This is a genomic window from Faecalimonas sp. (assembly GCA_029264305.1).
GTDB lineage: Bacteria > Bacillota > Clostridia > Lachnospirales > Lachnospiraceae > Faecalimonas.
Genome location: JARICA010000020.1, coordinates 77059 through 96617 on the forward strand (window position 1 = coordinate 77059; position 19559 = coordinate 96617).

16 protein-coding genes and 1 other annotated feature are annotated in these 19559 nt (G+C 33.8%); of the genes, 13 read left to right on the forward strand and 3 right to left on the reverse strand.

The features are described from left to right. The first annotated feature begins 1 nt into the window (after position 1). From ACY2U7_RS07205 to mutY, 5 genes are all read left to right on the forward strand, one after another. A complete protein-coding gene (locus ACY2U7_RS07205) occupies positions 2–691 on the forward strand; it encodes an amino acid ABC transporter permease (protein WP_461811919.1) in 690 nt (229 codons plus the stop codon). Next, positions 688–1410 carry an amino acid ABC transporter ATP-binding protein gene (locus ACY2U7_RS07210; RefSeq protein WP_461811918.1) on the forward strand — a complete coding sequence of 241 codons (723 nt, stop codon included), beginning with the start codon at positions 688–690 and terminating at the stop codon, positions 1408–1410. The genes ACY2U7_RS07205 and ACY2U7_RS07210 overlap by 4 nt, the downstream gene beginning before the upstream one ends. Before the next feature lie 105 nt (positions 1411–1515). Continuing rightward, positions 1516–1911, forward strand: coding sequence for a hypothetical protein (locus tag ACY2U7_RS07215; RefSeq protein ID WP_461811917.1), 396 nt, complete (start codon positions 1516–1518; stop codon positions 1909–1911). Between the two features lie 14 nt (positions 1912–1925). Continuing rightward, positions 1926–2276 (forward strand): Spx/MgsR family RNA polymerase-binding regulatory protein, encoded by a 351-nt coding sequence (locus ACY2U7_RS07220; protein WP_461811916.1) that lies wholly within the window; start codon positions 1926–1928, stop codon positions 2274–2276. Further along, positions 2277–4043 carry an A/G-specific adenine glycosylase gene (gene mutY / locus ACY2U7_RS07225; protein ID WP_461811915.1) on the forward strand — a complete coding sequence of 589 codons (1767 nt, stop codon included), beginning with the start codon at positions 2277–2279 and terminating at the stop codon, positions 4041–4043. Positions 4044–4402: 359 nt separating this feature from the next. Here the strand turns inward: mutY and ACY2U7_RS07230 are convergent, their stop codons facing one another. From ACY2U7_RS07230 to ACY2U7_RS07240, 3 genes are all read right to left on the reverse strand, one after another. Beyond that, on the reverse strand, positions 4403–5056 hold the full coding sequence (locus ACY2U7_RS07230) for a phosphatase PAP2 family protein (RefSeq protein WP_461811914.1): 654 nt from the start codon (positions 5054–5056) through the stop codon (positions 4403–4405). Between the two features lie 96 nt (positions 5057–5152). Further along, positions 5153–5956, reverse strand: coding sequence for a glycerophosphodiester phosphodiesterase family protein (locus tag ACY2U7_RS07235; protein WP_461816117.1), 804 nt, complete (start codon positions 5954–5956; stop codon positions 5153–5155). Positions 5957–5968: 12 nt separating this feature from the next. After that, entirely contained in the window at positions 5969–6889 is a 921-nt protein-coding gene (locus ACY2U7_RS07240) for a diacylglycerol/lipid kinase family protein (protein WP_461816118.1), read from the reverse strand. 219 nt (positions 6890–7108) lie between these two features. Here ACY2U7_RS07240 and ACY2U7_RS07245 point away from each other — a divergent pair, with 219 nt between their 5' ends. From ACY2U7_RS07245 to ACY2U7_RS07280, 8 genes are all read left to right on the forward strand, one after another. Continuing rightward, positions 7109–7534 (forward strand): MarR family winged helix-turn-helix transcriptional regulator, encoded by a 426-nt coding sequence (locus tag ACY2U7_RS07245; RefSeq protein ID WP_461811911.1) that lies wholly within the window; start codon positions 7109–7111, stop codon positions 7532–7534. Between the two features lie 9 nt (positions 7535–7543). Then, on the forward strand, positions 7544–9685 hold the full coding sequence (locus ACY2U7_RS07250) for an ABC transporter ATP-binding protein (RefSeq protein WP_461816119.1): 2142 nt from the start codon (positions 7544–7546) through the stop codon (positions 9683–9685). Further along, entirely contained in the window at positions 9678–11522 is a 1845-nt protein-coding gene (locus tag ACY2U7_RS07255; protein ID WP_461816120.1) for an ABC transporter ATP-binding protein, read from the forward strand. Before ACY2U7_RS07250 ends, ACY2U7_RS07255 begins: the two co-directional genes overlap by 8 nt. An 81-nt stretch (positions 11523–11603) precedes the next feature. Continuing rightward, positions 11604–11820: a binding site (T-box leader), on the forward strand. A 95-nt stretch (positions 11821–11915) separates the two neighbouring features. Then, positions 11916–14564 carry a valine--tRNA ligase gene (locus tag ACY2U7_RS07260; protein WP_461811908.1) on the forward strand — a complete coding sequence of 883 codons (2649 nt, stop codon included), beginning with the start codon at positions 11916–11918 and terminating at the stop codon, positions 14562–14564. A gap of 34 nt (positions 14565–14598) precedes the next feature. Then, positions 14599–16758 (forward strand): LTA synthase family protein, encoded by a 2160-nt coding sequence (locus ACY2U7_RS07265; protein ID WP_461816121.1) that lies wholly within the window; start codon positions 14599–14601, stop codon positions 16756–16758. Next, a complete protein-coding gene (locus ACY2U7_RS07270; protein WP_461811906.1) occupies positions 16751–18022 on the forward strand; it encodes a bifunctional folylpolyglutamate synthase/dihydrofolate synthase in 1272 nt (423 codons plus the stop codon). The genes ACY2U7_RS07265 and ACY2U7_RS07270 overlap by 8 nt, the downstream gene beginning before the upstream one ends. A gap of 12 nt (positions 18023–18034) precedes the next feature. After that, positions 18035–18172: a hypothetical protein gene (locus ACY2U7_RS07275; protein ID WP_009462284.1), complete on the forward strand. Its 138-nt coding sequence runs from the start codon at positions 18035–18037 to the stop codon at positions 18170–18172. 21 nt (positions 18173–18193) lie between these two features. Continuing rightward, entirely contained in the window at positions 18194–19534 is a 1341-nt protein-coding gene (locus ACY2U7_RS07280) for a tetratricopeptide repeat protein (RefSeq protein ID WP_461811905.1), read from the forward strand. The last annotated feature ends 25 nt before the right edge of the window (positions 19535–19559 follow it).

The window sequence follows — 19559 nt, forward strand, 5'->3', positions numbered from 1 at the left end:
GATGAATTTCATTCACAATATTGTAGACGGTTTTTATCATGCCGTGATTTATGACCAAAGATATTTAGTATATTTGGACGGATTAAAGATAACAATTTTGATTTCACTTTTTGCCATTGCTATAGGGGTGGCTATTGGACTTTTGATTGCGATTATTAAAGTGAGTGCCTCAGAAAAGAAAATATTGATTGGATTAAAATGGATTAGTAATTTATACATAACAGTAATTCGTGGGACACCAGTTATGGTACAATTACTTATTATTTACAATTTGGTTTTTACAGCAAGAGATACAAACGAAATTGTTGTAGGAGCAATTTGTTTTGGAATTAATTCGGGAGCGTATGTGGCAGAAATTATCCGTGCAGGAATCGAATCGATTGACAAGGGACAAATGGAAGCCGGTCGATCATTGGGATTTAATTATATTCAAACTATGCATTATATTATTGTTCCACAGGCAATCAAAAACATTTTGCCAGCACTTAGTAATGAATTTATTGTTTTAATTAAAGAAACATCCGTTGCTGGAATTATTGCAGTAACAGATTTGACGAAGGCAGCACAGTATATTGGTTCAACTGATTATAATATTCTCCCACCACTTTATGTTGCAGCAGCCTGCTATCTTGTTATTGTACTTGGATTGACAAAATTACAAGGTATGCTTGAAAGGAGATTGGCAAGATGATTATAACAAAAAATTTGCAGAAATCATTTCACGGAAATCAAATATTAAAAGGAATTGATATACATATTGAACAGGGAGAAAAAGTTGTTATCATAGGCCCATCTGGTTCGGGGAAATCTACATTTTTACGTTGTTTGAATCTTCTAGAAACAACCACCGGTGGGGAAGTGTGGTTTGAAGGAAATAATATTACAAGTAAAGAATGTAATATTAATAAGCTTAGACAAAAAATGGGAATGGTTTTTCAACAATTTAATTTGTTTCCACATTTGACGGTAAAGGAAAATATTACTCTTGCGCCGATTAAATTGGGGCTAATGAGTAAAGAAGAAGCAGATAAAAAGGCAGAAGAATTACTAGTGCGTGTAGGTTTACCAGACAAGGCAGAACAATATCCAAAACAGTTATCAGGAGGACAAAAACAACGTATAGCGATTGCAAGGGCATTGGCAATGAATCCGGAAGTGATGTTATTTGATGAGCCGACTTCTGCTCTTGACCCAGAAATGGTAGGGGAAGTACTCGCATTGATGAAAGAACTTGCCGATGAGGGGATGACTATGGTTGTTGTTACACATGAAATGGGATTTGCAAGAGAAGTGGCAACACGTGTTATTTTTATGGATGAAGGTCAAATAAAAGAGGAAAATACGCCAGAAAAATTTTTTACGGATCCGAAAGATGAGAGATTAAAAGAATTTTTGTCAAAAGTATTATAGAAATAAAAAGAATCTAATGTTCATTAACATTTGATAAAGTGTATTGACTTCCAAAGAGAGAAAGCATATAGTGAGTGCAAATGTTAGTGAAATGAGGCGTAAATAATGAAAGAAAAATTGCAGCGATTTATGATGGGACGTTATGGTGTGGATGCACTTAATAAATTTTTGTTTGGAGCAACTTTAGCGTTACTCATAGTCAATATGATTTTTAGAAGTTCTTTATTAAATACATTTTCTCTATTGTTACTCATAGTCTGTTATGTTAGAATGCTATCAAGAAATGTACAAAAAAGATATAATGAGAATGTAAAATTTTTGAATAAGAAGAAGGACTTGTTAAACTACTTTAGAAGAGAAAAATCTTATTTTGAACAAAGAAAGACACATCATATTTACAAATGTCCAACTTGTAAACAAAAAATAAGAGTGCCAAAAGGTAAAGGGAAAATTTGTATTACTTGTCCTTCATGTAAGACCGAATTCATTAAGAATAGTTAGAAGGAGATAGAAAGATGTTATTTATAGAATATCCAAAATGTACAACATGTAAAAAAGCAAAGAAATGGCTTGAAGATAATGGGGTAGAATTTACAGATAGACATATTGTGGAAGACAATCCATCTAAAGAAGAATTGAAAGAATGGTATCAAAAAAGTGGGCTTCCATTAAAACGTTTCTTTAATACAAGTGGAAATAAATATAAAGAAATGAAATTGAAAGATAAATTAGTAGAAATGTCAGAAGATGAACAGTTAGAACTTTTATCTACAGATGGAATGCTTGTCAAACGTCCTCTTCTTATTGGGGAAACATTTGCTATTCCGGGATTTAAAGAACAACTTTGGGAAGAGGTTTGCAAATAAATGAAATATGAAAGAATTCAAGTTGGGACGTTCATTGAACGCCCCAATCGTTTTATTGCATATGTGGATATAGCAGGGCATAGAGAGATTGTACATGTTAAAAATACAGGACGATGTAAAGAACTGCTTATTCCAGGAACTACGGTTTACGTTCAAGAAAGTGATAATCCAAATCGTAAGACAAAATGGGATTTGATCGGAGTGAAAAAAGAGAAACGGATCATCAACATGGATTCTCAAATTCCAAATGCAGTTGTAAAAGAGTGGATTGAAGCTGGAAATTTATTTACAAATCCTTCACTTATTAAGCCGGAAACAACTTATGGAAAATCCCGATTTGATCTATATGTGGAAGAAGGAGAAAGAAAAGCGTTTATTGAAGTAAAAGGGGTCACACTTGAGGAAAATGGAGTAGTGCGTTTTCCTGATGCTCCAACAGAACGAGGGGTAAAACATGTAGAAGAATTATGCCATGTAGTTCAAGAAGGATACGAGGCTTATATTGTTTTTGTTATTCAAATGGAAAAAGTATCTTATTTTACGCCGAATGAAAAAACGCATAGAGCATTTGCAGATGCATTACGCAAAGCAAAAAACGCAGGCGTGCATATCTTAGCCTATGATTGTAAGGTGAAAAAAGATAGTATATGTTTAAATAAGGAAGTACCCGTTATCTTAGAACAACAAGAAATAAAAAAGATAGTAGATCCGATTGTTTCGTGGTATCGTACAAATAAACGACAGTTACCATGGCGTGAGAATATTAGTGCATATCGAGTGTGGGTTTCAGAGATTATGTTACAACAGACAAGAGTGGAAGCTGTAAAACCATTTTATGATCGTTTTTTAACAGCCCTTCCTACAGTGAAAGATTTGGCAGAAGCAGAAGAAGACAAGTTGCTAAAACTTTGGGAAGGATTAGGATACTATAATCGTGTTCGCAATATGCAAAAAGCAGCTATGCAGATTATGGAACATTTTGATGGAGAATTTCCAAGGACATATGAAGAGATTTTATCTCTCACAGGAATTGGGAATTATACAGCCGGTGCTATTGCTTCGTTTGCATATGGTATACCAAAACCAGCGGTAGATGGAAATGTATTGCGCGTGATTTCGCGTATAATTGGAAGTGAAGAGGATATTATGAAACAAACTGTTCGGACAAAGATTGAGTATATGTTGGATGGAGTTATTCCAGAAACGTGCGCAAGTGACTTTAATCAAGGCTTGATAGAGTTAGGAGCATTAATATGCACACCAAAGGGAATGGCGAAATGTGAACAATGTCCGGTAAATATATATTGTCAGGCGAAAAAAGAAAATAAAGTAGAAAAATTACCGATAAAATCAAAAGCGAAAGAAAGACGAATTGAAAAAAGAACAATTATTGTTTTTCAAGATGGTGAGAATATTGCAATAAGAAAAAGAAAAGAGAGTGGGTTGTTAGCGGGACTTTATGAATTTCCAAATGAAATTGGACATTTTACGGAAAAAGAAGTTATTTCTTATAGCAAAAAACTTGGATTGCAACCATTGCAGGTTAAAAAATTAGGAAACGCAAAACATATTTTCAGTCATGTAGAATGGCATATGATAGGGTATGCTATAAAAGTAGATGAATTGGAAAAAAGTTGTGAGAAAGAAATGTTGTTTATTCATCCAGAAGAAATTCAGAAAGAATATCCAATACCGAGTGCTTTTGAATTTTATACAAGTCAAGTAAATATAAAATTAGGTATTGAAAAAGGCGATGTTACAAAATAAATTGTGACATCGCCTTTTAATCGCTCTGGTTCAAACTGTTATACCTCCTTATTTAATTTAGTCAATCTGCAAAGATTGCTGATTGTAAGAGTTCCGAAATCTTTAAGATGTTTGATCGTGAAAGAAAGAAATGAGGAAACAAATGCTGTCTTGGTAAAAAAATTCACGATAGAGATTTTCCGATGAAGGAAAGGAACTTTGATGGAAGATTCTTCGTCAATGAAAATGAGGAGAATCAAGGTTAGAGTGATACCAACTAAAAGTGAGAATGATAAGGTCAACATATAACCGCCTCCTTTAAAGAACCTTATTTGTTAACCTCATCATACGACTTAATTATCAGATAGTCAATGGTATTTTTACGAATTTTCTGAAGAATTTTTGCTTTGAATCTTCAATGGTTGATAAATAATAAGATATAAGATACCTGCCATAATGAATCCAGCAATTACATCGACAACAGAGTGTTGTTTCAAAAACATTGTGGATAGAACAATAGAAATTGTCAATAATAGAGTTATGACTTGTATCCAACGATGTTTTTTAAGATTGTTACAATGGGAAATGGCTATATAAGCTCCCAAAGAATTAAATACATGTATGCTAGGAAGAACATTTGTAGAAGTATCTACAGTATATAGTTGTTTTACCATATCTACACAAAAATTATCACGTGCGAAAGTATCCGGCCTTAGTTGAAGTCCGTTCGGATAGATTGTGGATATAATAAGAAAAATAGTCATACCAGAAAATAATAAGATTATCAAGCGATAAAATTCTGATTTTTCACCAAAAAAGAAAAAGTATCCGATTGTTATAGCGATGAAAGCAAACCAAAGTGTATATGGAATAATAAAATATTCAATAAAAGGTATCTTATCATCAAGAGTACTATGAATTAAGTGATACTTTGTCGTAACATGTTCTTCTAAATAAAAGAACCATGGCAAATAGATGAAGATATATAAGAAGACCCAGCCATGTCTATATTTTTCCCACAGTTTTTTCCACATAAGAAATTAAAACTCCTTTTGTAATCGTATTTCTCAGAAATTATATCACGGGAAAGATACAACCACAAGAAAGGAGAGCTTTTCTTAATAAAAACTTTAAGATTTCTCGAAAATTGGAATGGAATATTTGGCTTTTGCATAAGAAATCTCAGTTTCGGTATGTAATGTCCAAACAGCAATTGGTGTGTTGAGTAGATATTTATGTAAGATAAGGCTAATATTTTTTTCATCCTTTAATTTATAGGAAATAAAATCCGGTCTTGTGACAACATTAGAAAGAAGATATTTCACAGCGAAACAGGCAATAAAGGGGATAGTTGGTTCTGTTTTTGTTAAATTTGCGGATAACTGTCCTCGAAGAATGTGTGGGGCATACTTTCGAAACCAAAGTAATCCAAGGGAATTAAAGGATTGAATAAGATAAGAACCATGATAATGTTCTAACTCTTTTTGTACAAGAGAACATAAAGTAGTATTGGAAGAAGGTAGTTTTAATTCAATCAGGAGAGGAACTTTTCCTTTTACTAAGGCTAATACTTCGGAAAAAAGTGGGATTTTTTCAGAAGTGCCAGCAAGTTGATATTGAGATAAGACGTCATAAGTTGTGTTTTCTACAGAGAAATCTACCCCACACATTCTTGTGAGAAAATCATCATGAAAAACAACAATTTTTCCATCTTTTGTTAAATGTAAATCAAGTTCGATACCAAATCCATGTTCAACTGCAAGTTGAAAAGAAGGAAGAGAATTCTCAGGGATATTCATTTCCATATCCCAATATCCTCGATGAGCAAAAGCGTATTTGGAAAAGGATAGTACAGTTTTTCTATAACGAAAACGTGGAGCAATGCTATATAAAAAAAGTAAAAGTATAGTTAGAAAAAGAATACATATTGTCATGTCTAAATCTCCTTATTCATTTGTAATGATGTGTAAATGTTCAGAAAGACAAGAAACAGAAATATCTTTCTGTAAAAATATAGGTTCTCCATCTGTATGCACTGGCATAGCACCATCATAGTGAACAGTAAGATTTTCGCAATTATAAAGATAACTACCTTTAAAGTGCGAATGTTTTCCCAAAAGGGCAGCAGCAAGAAGGAAAAGTAATTTCCATTTTGATACGTCAGCAATAGCACAGATACTAAGCAAGTGATCTTCAGGATTTGCGTGAGGACCAAATTGTACACCACCACCTTCATATCGATGATTCATTGCACTAACGAAATAACATTTAGAAAAATGATGCGTTTTCTTGTTATCCAAAGTGATAGTACATTCATATGGGGTAAGAAACAACAATTGTCTTATGGCAATAAGAGCGTAAGTGATTTTGCCCAAATGCATACGGTTTAAAATTGGTTTGATTGAGGAAACAACTGCCTCATGGCATATGGCAGCATCATAACCGATTCCACAACTAACGGCGAAACGTCGTTTTTTATTTCTATAAGAAAGTTCGCCTATATCCATTAGACGAATATTTTCAGCATTCAGAATACAATTCAATGCTTTTTTTGGATCCGTAGGAAGGGAATATCCTCTTGCAAAATCATTCCCTGAACCAGTAGGAATATACCCGAGCGTTAAGTGGGTAAAATCTTGAATTCCATTGATAGCTTCATTTATTGTACCGTCTCCACCAAGGATGATAACTGTGCGTTGGATAGAGTCAGAGGTAAGCTTTTTCATAATAGATGTAGCATGCTTTTGATATTGAGTAAAATGGACAGAAAAAGGAATGCCTTTTTCTTCTAAAATCAAACGTACTTCTTCCCATGTTTCAGCGCCTTTACCTGAGCGAGAATGTGGGTTTACAATAAATGTATACATAGTAAATCTCCTTATTATTTGTATCCACATTATAGCAGAAAGTGTAAATACGAACAAGAAAAGAAAAGATTGCAATAAAACTAATGATTAGATGACTAAATATATTTTTGTAAAATTTTATAAAAAAATATAAAGAAAATATAAAATACTTGACTGTATTAGGAAATACTACTAATATAACAGTTAGACATCTAACTAATTTTAAAAAGGAGGGAAAATATGGAACAGTGTACACAGTTATTAATGAATCAAGTAATGCATTTGTATATTCAAAGAAGCATGAAATTATTTCGTGATTTAAAAGTGCATCCTGGAGCGGGAGGAATGTTATGGGCTTTAAGAAAAAATAATGGAATGTCTCAGAAAGAAATTGCAAAGAAACTTGGAATTACACCTCCGTCTATGACTGTAATGATAAAGAAGTTAGAAGGAGAAGGTTACATTATCAAAAAGCAAGATGAAAAAGATCAAAGAATTACGCACATTTTTATTACAGAAAAAGGAGAAGAAATAGCACATCATATGGAGTCAGTTCTAAAAATGCTTGAAAAAGAGGCTTTTGCGAATATGAGTGAAGAAGAAATTATGCTTCTTCGTAGACTTTTACTTCAGATGAAAGATAATTTATCCGACAAAAATAGATAGGAGACTAGCATGAAAAATATATTGAAATTTTTGAAACCACATATAGTATCAGTGGTGGCGATTGTCGCTGTACTTGTATTGCAAGCATACTGCGATTTATCTTTGCCAGGATACACTTCTAATATTGTTAATGTGGGAATTCAACAAGGTGGAATTGATGAACATATTCCAGAAAAAATCACAAAAACAGATCTGCATAATTTATTTCTTTTTATGACCAAAGAAGATATAGAAACGGTTCAGAAAGCGTATAAAGAAGAAAAAGATTATTACATTTTAAAAGAAATAAAACATACAGAAAAATTGGAAAAAATATTAAATAGACCAATGCTAATGGTTGCTGGCTTAGAAGAAAATGTGAAAGAGAAAAGCATGGGACTTAACGAAGTGAGAATGCTTCCGGAAGAACAGCGTATAAAGATGCTTGATCAAATGAAAGAGATGCCAGAGACTATGTTAGAACAAGCTGCTACAATCTATATCAAAAACGCTTATAAAAAAGTGGGGATGGATATAGATAAAATTCAATCTACTTATATTTTAAAAACAGGTGGGAAAATGCTTGCGCTTGCGTTGTTGGGAATGCTTGTCAGTGTAATGGTAGGACTTTTAGCATCAAGAGTGGCAGCGACAGTCGGTAGAGATTTGAGAAGTGGAATTTTCAAAAAGGTAGTAGGATTTTCTAGTGCAGAATTCGATAAGTTTTCAACTGCTTCGCTTATTACAAGAAGCACAAATGATATTCAGCAGATTCAAATGGTAATCGTAATGCTTTTACGAATGGTTCTATATGCACCGATTATTGGGATTGGTGGAGTGATAAAAGTATTGCGAACAAATGTCTCAATGTCTTGGATTATTGCTTTGGCAGTTATAATGATTTCTATATTAGTGTTTACCTTGTTTATTATTGCCATGCCTAAGTTTAAGATGCTTCAGAATTTAGTAGATAAATTAAATTTAGTTACAAGAGAAATTTTAACAGGGCTTCCAGTTATTCGTGCGTTTAGTACAGAAACACATGAAGAAAAGCGTTTTGATAAGGCAAATAGAGATTTGACACGAACCAATCTTTTTGTGAATAGAGCAATGACGCTTATGATGCCTACGATGATGCTTATAATGAATGGTGTTTCGGTTCTTATTGTTTGGGTAGGGGCAAACGGAATTAACGACGGGCAGATGCAAGTTGGAGATATGATGGCATTTATCCAATATACAATGCAAATTATTATGGCATTTTTAATGATTTGTATGATTTCGATTATGTTACCTAGGGCGTCAGTATCAGCCACTCGTGTGAATGAAATTTTAACAAGTGTAACAATGATTCAAGATGCAAAACAACCAAAACAGATTGAAGAAACAAAAGAAGGAAAAGTTGTATTTGATCATGTTTCTTTCCATTATCCAAATGCAGAAGAAGATGTGTTACATGATATTTCTTTTGTTGCAGAAGCGGGAAAGACAACAGCATTTATCGGAAGTACAGGAAGTGGAAAATCTACATTAGTAAATTTGATTCCAAGATTTTATGATGTGACAGATGGTTCGATTTGCATAAATGGAGTGGATATTAGAGAAGTATCGCAACATGATTTGAGAGAAAAATTGGGCTATGTTTCACAGAAAGGAGTACTTTTCTCAGGAACAATTGCTTCGAATATTATGTATGGAAATGCAAATGGGACAAAAGAACAGATGGAAGAAGCAGCAAAAATTGCTCAAGCAGAAGAATTTATTAAAGAAAAGTCAAAACAATTTGAAAGTACTATTTCTCAGGGAGGAGCAAACGTTTCAGGCGGCCAAAAACAACGTTTAGCTATTGCAAGAGCAATTGCAAAGAATCCGGATATTTATATTTTTGATGATAGTTTTTCTGCTTTAGATTACAAAACAGATGTGACACTTCGCAAAGCACTTCAAGATCATACGGCGAATAGTGTTGTTCTCATTGTGGCGCAACGTATTAGTACGATTTTACATGCAGAACAGATTATTGTTTTAGATGAAGGTAGAATTGTTGGAAAAGGAACACACAAAGAATTATTGAAAACTTGTGAGGTTTATAAGCAAATTGCAATGTCACAATTGTCGGAAGAAGAACTAAGAGAAGACATAGAGGGAAAGGAGGCGAGTATGCATGAGTAATCATCAGCCAAAACATAGAGGTCCTATGGGACATGGACACGGTGGAATGAGAGTAGGAGAAAAGGCAAAAGATTTCAAGGGAACAATTAAAAAATTAATGGCGTATCTTGGAAATTACAAATTTGCTATTTTATTTGTTATTCTTTTTGCCATTGGAAGTACAATATTTACTATTGTAGGACCTAAAATTTTAGGGGATGCAACAACAGAGATTTTTAAAGGGCTTGTTGGGAAAGTCTCTGGAGGAAAAGGAATTGATTTTCAAAAGATTTCGCATATTCTCCTTACGGTCCTTACGTTATATGTAGTGAGTGCATTGTTTGCATATATACAAGGATTTATTATGACTGGCGTTTCGCAAAAATTGACCTACCGATTGAGAAAAGAAATATCAGAAAAAATAAATCGTATGCCGATGAATTATTTTGATACAAAAACACATGGGGAAGTATTATCAAGAGTAACAAATGATGTGGATACATTGAGCCAAAGTTTGAATCAAAGTGCGACACAAGTAATCACTTCATTTACAACGATTGTTGGTGTTTTGATTATGATGCTTCGTATTAGTCCGATTATGACATTGGTAGCACTTTTGATTTTGCCTGTATCTATGACATTGATTTCCTTTATTGTAAAACATTCACAGAAACATTTCAGAAAACAACAAGAGTATCTAGGACATGTAAATGGGCAAGTAGAAGAAGTGTATGGTGGACAAAATATTGTAAAAGCATTTAATAAGGAAGAAGAAGTTATCCGTGAGTTTGACGAAACAAATCAAATTTTGTATCAATCTGCATGGAAATCTCAATTTTTCTCAGGAATTATGATGCCGATTATGCAGTTTGTAGGAAATTTAGGATATGTGGCAGTAGCTATTTTAGGAGGGTATCTTACAATTAAGGATAAAATTGCAGTTGGTGATATTCAGTCATTTATTCAATATGTAAGAAATTTTACCCAGCCAATTACACAAGTAGCACAAGTTGCAAACCTATTGCAATCTACGGCAGCAGCATCCGAGAGAGTATTTGAATTTTTAGAAGAAGAGGAAGAAGACCAGTTTGCTGAAAATCCTGTTTCTGTGGAAGGATTGGAAGGAAATGTAGAATTTAAAAATGTTCATTTTGGTTATAATAAAGATAAAATTATTATTAATGACTTTTCTGCAAAAGTAAAACAAGGACAAAAAATTGCTATTGTGGGTCCTACTGGAGCTGGAAAAACAACGATGATTAAACTACTAATGAGGTTTTATGATGTTAATGCAGGTGAAATTTTAATTGACGGGCATAATTTGAAAGATTTTAACAGAAGTGAGTTACGTCAAATGTTTGGTATGGTATTGCAAGATACGTGGTTGTTTCATGGAAGTGTAAAAGAGAATATTCGATATGGAAAATTGGAAGCATCCGATGAGGAAGTTATTGAAGCAGCAAAAGCAGCACATGCACATCGATTTATACAAACACTTCCAAATGGATATGATATGGAATTAAATGAGGAAGCAAGTAATGTTTCTCAAGGCCAGAAACAATTACTCACAATCGCAAGAGCGATCTTGGCTGATCCGAAAATTCTTATTTTAGATGAAGCGACAAGTTCTGTAGATACAAGAACGGAAGTGCGTATCCAAAAAGCGATGGATAATTTGATGAAAGGGCGTACAAGTTTCATTATTGCACATCGTCTTTCCACAATACGTGATGCGGATTTAATTTTAGTGATGAAAGATGGAGATATTATCGAACAAGGAAATCACGAAGAATTATTAGAAAAAAATGGATTCTATGCAGAACTGTATAATTCGCAATTTGAACGGACAAGTGCATAAAAAAGAGAAGTTTCTAAAGAATTTATGAAGTTCTTGACAAATAGGGGCTTTGGGAGATATGATAAACAACAGTAATAGGATTTAAAGGCGATGAGAAAGAAGAGTATATATTGTTCCTTGAAAGAGAAGACTGCCCATAGGCTGAGAGGCAGTTGCAAGAAGAAGGTATAGAAGGTAGCTTTGGAGCTGGGTATCTGAACAGGGCAGTAGGGTATCACGAGTAGTTCACGTTAAGAACTTTAGAGATATATGTGTTACACATATAACAAAGGTGGTACCGCGAATATTCGCCCTTTACATTTTATGTAAAGGGCTTTTTTAATACAGCGGAAATCCAACTTATTCAAATGAAAGTGTATTCATACATTGGTGAGGGAAAAATAGGAGGAAAAAATGAGTAAAAAATTAGAAAAAACATACAATCCAAAAGAGATTGAAGCAAAATTATATGAAAAATGGTGTGAGAATAAATATTTTCATGCTGAGGTAGACAGAAGTAAAAAGCCATTTACAATTGTTATGCCACCACCAAATATTACAGGAAAATTGCATATGGGACATGCATTAGATAACACATTACAGGATATCCTTATTCGTTATAAAAGAATGCAAGGATATAATGCTCTTTGGATTCCAGGAACAGACCATGCAGCGATTTCTACTGAAGTAAAGGTAACAAATCAGTTGAAAGAAGAAGGAATTGATAAAAAAGAACTTGGTAGAGAAGGATTCTTGAAAAGAACTTGGGAATGGAAAGAAGAGTATGGAGGAACAATTACTTCTCAGTTAAAGAAATTAGGAACATCTTGTGATTGGGATAGAGAACGTTTCACAATGGATGAAGGATGTTCAAAAGCTGTAGAAGAAGTATTTATCAAATTATACGAAGAAGGATATATTTATAAAGGCTCAAGAATTATCAATTGGTGTCCAGTATGTAAAACTTCTCTTTCTGATGCAGAAGTAGAACACGAAGAACAGGGTGGACATTTCTGGCATATTAAATATCCAATCGTAGGAACAGATCGTTTCCTTGAAATTGCAACAACACGTCCAGAAACAATGCTTGGAGATAGTGCAATTGCAGTGCATCCAGATGACGAAAGATATACGGATATTGTAGGAAAGACAGTTATGCTTCCATTGGTAAATAAAGAAATTCCAATTGTAGCAGATTATTATGTAGATAAAGAATTTGGAACAGGTGCAGTAAAAATCACACCAGCCCATGACCCGAATGACTTTGAAGTAGGAAAACGTCATAACCTTCCTGAAATCAATATTATGAATGATGATGCCACAATTAATGAAAATGGTGGGAAATATGCAGGTATGGAACGCTATGAAGCGCGAAAAGCGATTGTAGCAGATTTAGAGGCTGAAGGTTATCTTGTAAAAATTGAAGACCATACACATAATGTAGGTACACATGACCGTTGTCACACAACAGTAGAACCATTAATCAAACAACAGTGGTTTGTAAAAATGGAAGAGTTAGCAAAACCTGCAATCAATGCATTGAAAACAGGAGAATTAAAATTTGTACCAGAAAGATTTAATAAGATTTATTTACATTGGTTAGAGAATATTCGTGATTGGTGTATTTCAAGACAGATTTGGTGGGGACATAGAATTCCAGCATATTACTGTGATGCATGTGGAGAATTTGTAGTGGCTAGAGAAGTGCCTGAGAAATGCCCACATTGTGGATGTACACACTTTACACAAGATGAAGATACATTAGATACATGGTTTAGTTCTGCTCTATGGCCATTTTCTACATTAGGTTGGCCAGAAAATACAGAAGAATTAGATTATTTCTATCCAACAGATGTTCTTGTAACAGGATATGATATTATTTTCTTCTGGGTAATTCGTATGGTATTTTCTGCGTTTGCGCATACAGGAAAATCTCCATTCCATACAGTATTTATCCATGGGCTTGTTCGCGATTCGCAAGGGCGCAAGATGAGTAAATCACTAGGAAATGGAATTGATCCATTAGAAATTATCGATCAGTATGGAGCAGATGCACTTCGTATGACATTAGTAACAGGAAATGCGCCTGGAAATGATATGCGTTTCTATGATGAAAGAGTTGAGGCAAACAGAAACTTTGCAAATAAAGTATGGAACGCTTCTCGTTTTATTATGATGAATATGGAAGAAAAAGAAATTACAACTCCATCGGAAAATGATTTGACAGCGACAGATAAATGGATTTTATCTAAAGTAAATACACTTGCAAAAGATGTAACAGAAAATATGGATAAATTCGAACTTGGAATCGCGTTGCAAAAAGTATATGATTTCATTTGGGATGAATTCTGTGATTGGTATATTGAATTGGCAAAATATCGTATTTACCATGCAGATGAGGATGCGGTTTCAGCAAATGCTGCATTATGGACATTAAAAACTGTTTTAGCAAATGGTTTAAAAATGTTACATCCTTATATGCCATTCGTTTCTGAAGAAATTTATAGCGCTTTAGTACCTGAAGAAGAATCACTTATGATGTCTTCATGGCCGGTATATAAAGAAGAGTGGAATTATACAAGAGAAGAAAATATTTTGGAACATATGAAAGAAGTTATTCGTGGTGTTCGTAACGTTCGTGCAGAGATGAATGTTGCTCCAAGCAGAAAAGCAAAAGCATTTGTTGTTTGTGATCATGAAGAATTATGTAAAGGTTTTGAAGAAATTAAAGTTTCTTGTGCTTCATTGATGAATGCAAGTGAAATTGTTATTCAAAATACAAAAGAAGGTATTGCAGAAGATGCCGTTTCGGTAGTGGTAACAGATGCAGTGGTATATTTACCTCTTGCAGAACTTGTAGATTTTGAACAAGAAATTGAACGTTTGACAAAAGAAGAAAAACGTTTAGAAAAAGAACTTGCACGTGTAAATGGTATGTTGAGTAATGAAAAGTTTATTAGTAAAGCACCTGAAGCAAAAATCAATGAAGAAAAAGCAAAATTAGAAAAGTATACACAGATGATGGAACAGGTAAAAGAAAGATTGGCAGGACTTAAGAAATAATATTGTCCATGCCAATTTAAAGAGAGGTCTATAAATGAAGCATATACAGTTTAAAAAAGTAAAAAAAGAAGACATAAAAGCATATTGGAAAGCCCGGAAAGAACGGCGTCAGGCTATTCTTGAGAAGAGAAGAAACAGTGCGTTCGCACAGAAAATGAAACCGGTGTACAAGGTGATGAATCAGTTTTCTCTTGTATTTCATGTACTGTATGCGTGCGTTTTAAACCTTACAATAGAGGCAATCTCAAGACACTCGCTTTTTAAGGCGTGGGACTATATGACGAATTCGCCGAAAACATTTTTATTTAATAGTTATTTGATATTCATTACGTTTTTACTTGTTTATCTCGTAAAACGTCGTGTATTTACAAGAATATTGCTATCGGTGTTTTGGCTAGGGCTAGGTATTACAAATGGCTATATGTTGTTGATTCGAGTAACTCCATTTAATGCACAAGATTTAAAAGTAATGGGAGACGGACTTACCCTATTTAATAAATATTTTACCGGATTTGAAGGAGCAATGTTAGCAATAGGAATTGTTACAGTTATAGTGTGGCTTATTTCTATGTGGAAAAGAGGAGGACAGTATACGGGGAAAATGCACCGTATACCAGCCCTAATCGCAATCGCTGTAACGTTTGGAACAGTAGGATTATTAACAAATGTAGCAATTAATAACCGTATTGTTTCTAATTATTTTGGAAATATTGCTTTTGCATATGAAGATTATGGTTTTCCGTATTGCTTTTCAGCGAGTGTATTTAATACAGGAATTGCAGAGCCAAATAGCTATAGCAAAGAAACAATGGATAAAATTTCCAACAATGGACAAATTACGCAAGCGAAAACAGAGCGAAAAGAAATGCCAAATATTTTATTTATTCAGTTGGAATCTTTCTTTGACCCATATGAAGTAGAGTTTTTTAAAACATCTTCTGATCCAATTCCAAATTTTAGAAAACTATCAGAAGAATATTCATCGGGATATTTTAAAGTGCCATCCGTCGGAGCTGGAACAGCAAATACAGAGTTTGAAGTCCTTACTGGAATGAGTATGCGTTATTTTGGACCTGGTGAATATCCATATAAAACAGTTCTAAAGAAAACAGAAGCAGAAAGTGCAGCTACTGCATTGAAAAAATTTGGATATGGCACGCATGCATTGCATAATAATGGTGGAAATTTCTACAGTCGTGCGGATGTATTCAATAATATTGGATTTGATAGCTATACAAGTAAAGAATTTATGAATATTTTGCAATTTACTGAAAATGGTTGGGCAAAAGATAATGTATTAACACAGCACATTAAAAATGCTATGGATTCCACAAAGCAACAGGATTTTGTTTTTGGTATTACTGTACAGGGGCATGGTGATTATCCTGAGGAAAAATTGCTTGAAAATCCACGTATTCGTGTAACTGGAATTGAAGATGAAGGTAGAACGAATGCATGGGAATATTATGTGAATCAATTGTATGAAACAGATCAGTTTGTTGGTGACTTAATTCAAATGTTGAAAGATAGAAAAGAGCCAACTGTGTTAGTACTTTATGGGGATCACTTACCTACAATGGGATTAAGAGCAAAAGACTTGAAAGGACGCTACTTATATAACACAAATTATGTGATTTGGGATAATATTGGACTACCAAAAAAAGATGAGAATATAGCGGCATATCAGTCTATGGCAGATGTTTTTGATCGAATAAACATTCATTCCGGAACAGTCTTTAATTATCATCAAAATAGAAGAAAGTCAAAAAATTATTTGGCAGACTTAGAATTGTTACAGTATGATATGTTATATGGTGATCAATATGTATATGGTGGGAAAGAAAATAATCCTGTGCATACGAAATATATGCAGATGGGAATTTTAGATGTAACGCTGACAGATATTGTTTCACAGTTGGAAAACACATATAGTTTATACGGAACGAATTTCACAAAAAACAGTAAAGTATATGTCAATAAGGAAAAACAAGATGTTACATTTTTAAATAATACAAGAATTGACTTGAAAGATACGAAACTGAAAAATGGAGATAAGATAAAAGTTTGCCAAGTAGGTTCAAGTGACAGAATTTTTAGAGAATCTCTAGAATACACTTATATGGATGGAAAATTATTGACACCAGAACAAGTAAAAGAAAAAGAACAAGAAGCAGGAATGAAGACAAATGAATAAAGAACAGGCAGAGTCTTATATTGCGAGTCTTCCTAAATTTACAACAAAAAATTCTCTGGAGCATACCAGAGAATTTCTTGTACGTTTGGGGGATCCGCAAAGAAATAGAAAAATACTTCATGTGGCAGGAACAAATGGAAAAGGTTCAGTGTGTGCGTATTTGCAGGCAATTTTGCTGGCAGAAGGAAAGCGGACAGGAATGTTTATTTCCCCACATTTGGAAAAAATTAATGAAAGAATTATTCTACAAGGAAAAGAAATTTCGGATGAGAAATTTTTGCAAGCATTTCATTTTGTTTTGGAAACAGTAAAAGAAATGGAGAAAGAAGGAATCGCACACCCTTCCTATTTTGAATTTCTTTTTGGGATGGCGATGTATGCTTTTATGGAAGCTGATGTGGAATATATAGTGTTAGAAACTGGTCTTGGTGGAAGATTGGATGCAACGAATGCGGTACAAAACAAAGTGATGACAGTGATCACATCCATAACACTAGATCATATGGAAATTTTGGGAGATACGATTCAAAAAATTGCAGGAGAAAAAGCAGGGATTCTTAAAGAAGGTGTTCCAGTAGTATGTTTAGATCATAAAGAATATACAGAAGTTATTGAAACTAGAGCGGAAAAGTTGCATGCGCCATGTATAAAAATCTCGAAAAATGCGTACGAAATTATAGAAAGTACAGATAAATATATTGATTTTTTTGCAGTGAATGCGTATGATAAGTATGTTACGTGGAAATTGCATAATAGTGGAATTTATCAAGTAGAGAATGCGATGCTAGCAATAAAAGCAATGGAATATCTTTTTCCGGAAAGGAAAGAGATGGATTTGTGGCAAGAAGCGATTGCAAGTGTTGTATGGCAAGGTAGAATGGAAGAGATAAAACCAAATGTGATCGTTGATGGTGCGCATAATATTGGTGCAATAGAAGCATTTGTTAAAAGTATAAAACAGATGAAGAATACAAAGAACATTATTCTTTTTTCGTCAGTTTCGGATAAAGATTACGAGAACATGATACAATATCTTTGTTTACATATGAAAGCAGAGAGTTACATTATTACAGAAATTCCAGATGCTCGAGGAGAGACACCAGAGCGACTGGCGGAAGTATTTAGGAAGTATACGAAAGTAGAAGTAATCGTAGAGCCAGATCTTTCGAAAGCATTGTCATGCGCAATGCAAAAGAAAGGGGAAGATGGTAAGGTATATTGCCTAGGTTCACTTTATTTGGTGGGGAAGTTAAAAGAATTATAGGGAGGAAGAAAAATGTTAAATTTTGAAGAGGAAATTAAGAAATTCAAACCGAGTTTAGAAGTAGAGCAGATTGAGGACGCAGTATATCAAGAAGATTTAACAGACATGACAGATATTTTGCGTGAAATGATGCAACAGCAAACAAAATAAAAGATTGCGGGGAGAAACAAGGTGGAATATACAAAGAAACTTATCTATCAATCAAATTATTGGTATAATGATGGATTAGCAAAAGCAAAAATTCATGATTTGTCAGGAGCGACAGTATCATTAAGAAAAAGTTTACAATACAATCGAGGGAATGTTGCGGCAAGAAACCTATTAGGACTTGTATGCTATGCAAAAGGAGAAATCGCAGAAGCTCTTGTAGAATGGATTATTAGTAAGAATTTTAAAAACCATGAAAATATTGCAGATTATTATATTAAGAAAGTGCAAGAATCAGCAGGAGAGCTAGATACAATAAATAATGCGATAAAAAAATATAATCAATGTTTAACGTATTGCTTGCAAGATGGTGAAGATTTAGCTTTAATTCAGTTAAAGAAAGTAGTGGCTGCTCATCCGACATTTTTAAAAGCACTTCAACTTTTGGCTTTATTGTATTTGCAGACAGAACAATATGCAAAGGCAAAACAAATATTAAAGCGAGCACATAGAATTGATACAACAAATGAAACAACGCTTCGCTATTTACATGAATTGTCAAGAATTAGTAAAAAGATTGCAAAAGCAAAAGAAGAAAATGAACAAACAGTTACTTACAATTTAGGAAATGAGACTATTATTCAGCCGGCCGCAGAAGTGAAAGATAATGGGGCGATGGCAACGATTATCAATATTCTTATAGGAATTGTTGTTGGGGCAGCTGTTGTATGGTTCTTAATTGTTCCATCAACAAATCAGATGAAAACGAATAAACTCAATAAAGAAATTGTGAAGTATAGTGATCAGATCTCTGGGAAAAATGCAGAAATTAGTGCATTGAAAAAAGAAATCGAAGGTTATAAAGATACAAATAAGAAAACGGAAGAAGCACAGGCAACAGCAGAGGCTACGAAAACAAGTTATGAAGCCTTACTTGGTGTGTATGACCATAGTAAATCGTCAGGATATAGCAAAGAATCTCTTGCAAAAGAATTAAAAGCAGTAAAGAAAGAGGCTCTTGGGGATACTGGAATTGCTGTATACGATAAAATTTATGATGAATATGTTTCACCACTTTGTGCAAAAAAATATCGCTTAGCTCTTAGAAATTATGAAGTGAAAAATTATGCAACATCTGTAACAGCATTAGAATTTGTTACTTCAATCGATGAGAAATATGAAGGTGGAAAGGCACTTTTAAACTTAGCGAAATCCTATGAAAAAGCAGGAAAAACAGAACAAGCAAAGACAACGTATAAACGTGTTTCGGAATTATATCCAAACACAGAATTAGCAAGTCAAGCCCAGCAAGCTTTGACAGGAACTGCTACAAGTGGAGAAAATAATACAGAAGCAGAAGAATAGAAGAGTTACAAAAGACAGAAAAAGG

Bases quoted from the DNA above. Each gene is read 5' to 3' on its own strand.
- ACY2U7_RS07235 (WP_461816117.1), bottom strand. From the start codon at position 5,956: ATGACAATATGTATTCTTTTTCTAACTATACTTTTACTTTTTTTATAT.
- mutY (WP_461811915.1), top strand. From the start codon at position 2,277: ATGAAATATGAAAGAATTCAAGTTGGGACGTTCATTGAACGCCCCAAT.
- ACY2U7_RS07210 (WP_461811918.1), top strand. From the start codon at position 688: ATGATTATAACAAAAAATTTGCAGAAATCATTTCACGGAAATCAAATA.
- ACY2U7_RS07265 (WP_461816121.1), top strand. From the start codon at position 14,599: ATGAAGCATATACAGTTTAAAAAAGTAAAAAAAGAAGACATAAAAGCA.
- ACY2U7_RS07215 (WP_461811917.1), top strand. From the start codon at position 1,516: ATGAAAGAAAAATTGCAGCGATTTATGATGGGACGTTATGGTGTGGAT.
- ACY2U7_RS07220 (WP_461811916.1), top strand. From the start codon at position 1,926: ATGTTATTTATAGAATATCCAAAATGTACAACATGTAAAAAAGCAAAG.
- ACY2U7_RS07245 (WP_461811911.1), top strand. From the start codon at position 7,109: ATGGAACAGTGTACACAGTTATTAATGAATCAAGTAATGCATTTGTAT.
- ACY2U7_RS07230 (WP_461811914.1), bottom strand. From the start codon at position 5,056: ATGTGGAAAAAACTGTGGGAAAAATATAGACATGGCTGGGTCTTCTTA.
- ACY2U7_RS07275 (WP_009462284.1), top strand. From the start codon at position 18,035: ATGTTAAATTTTGAAGAGGAAATTAAGAAATTCAAACCGAGTTTAGAA.
- ACY2U7_RS07260 (WP_461811908.1), top strand. From the start codon at position 11,916: ATGAGTAAAAAATTAGAAAAAACATACAATCCAAAAGAGATTGAAGCA.
- ACY2U7_RS07250 (WP_461816119.1), top strand. From the start codon at position 7,544: ATGAAAAATATATTGAAATTTTTGAAACCACATATAGTATCAGTGGTG.
- ACY2U7_RS07205 (WP_461811919.1), top strand. From the start codon at position 2: ATGAATTTCATTCACAATATTGTAGACGGTTTTTATCATGCCGTGATT.
- ACY2U7_RS07255 (WP_461816120.1), top strand. From the start codon at position 9,678: ATGAGTAATCATCAGCCAAAACATAGAGGTCCTATGGGACATGGACAC.
- ACY2U7_RS07270 (WP_461811906.1), top strand. From the start codon at position 16,751: ATGAATAAAGAACAGGCAGAGTCTTATATTGCGAGTCTTCCTAAATTT.
- ACY2U7_RS07240 (WP_461816118.1), bottom strand. From the start codon at position 6,889: ATGTATACATTTATTGTAAACCCACATTCTCGCTCAGGTAAAGGCGCT.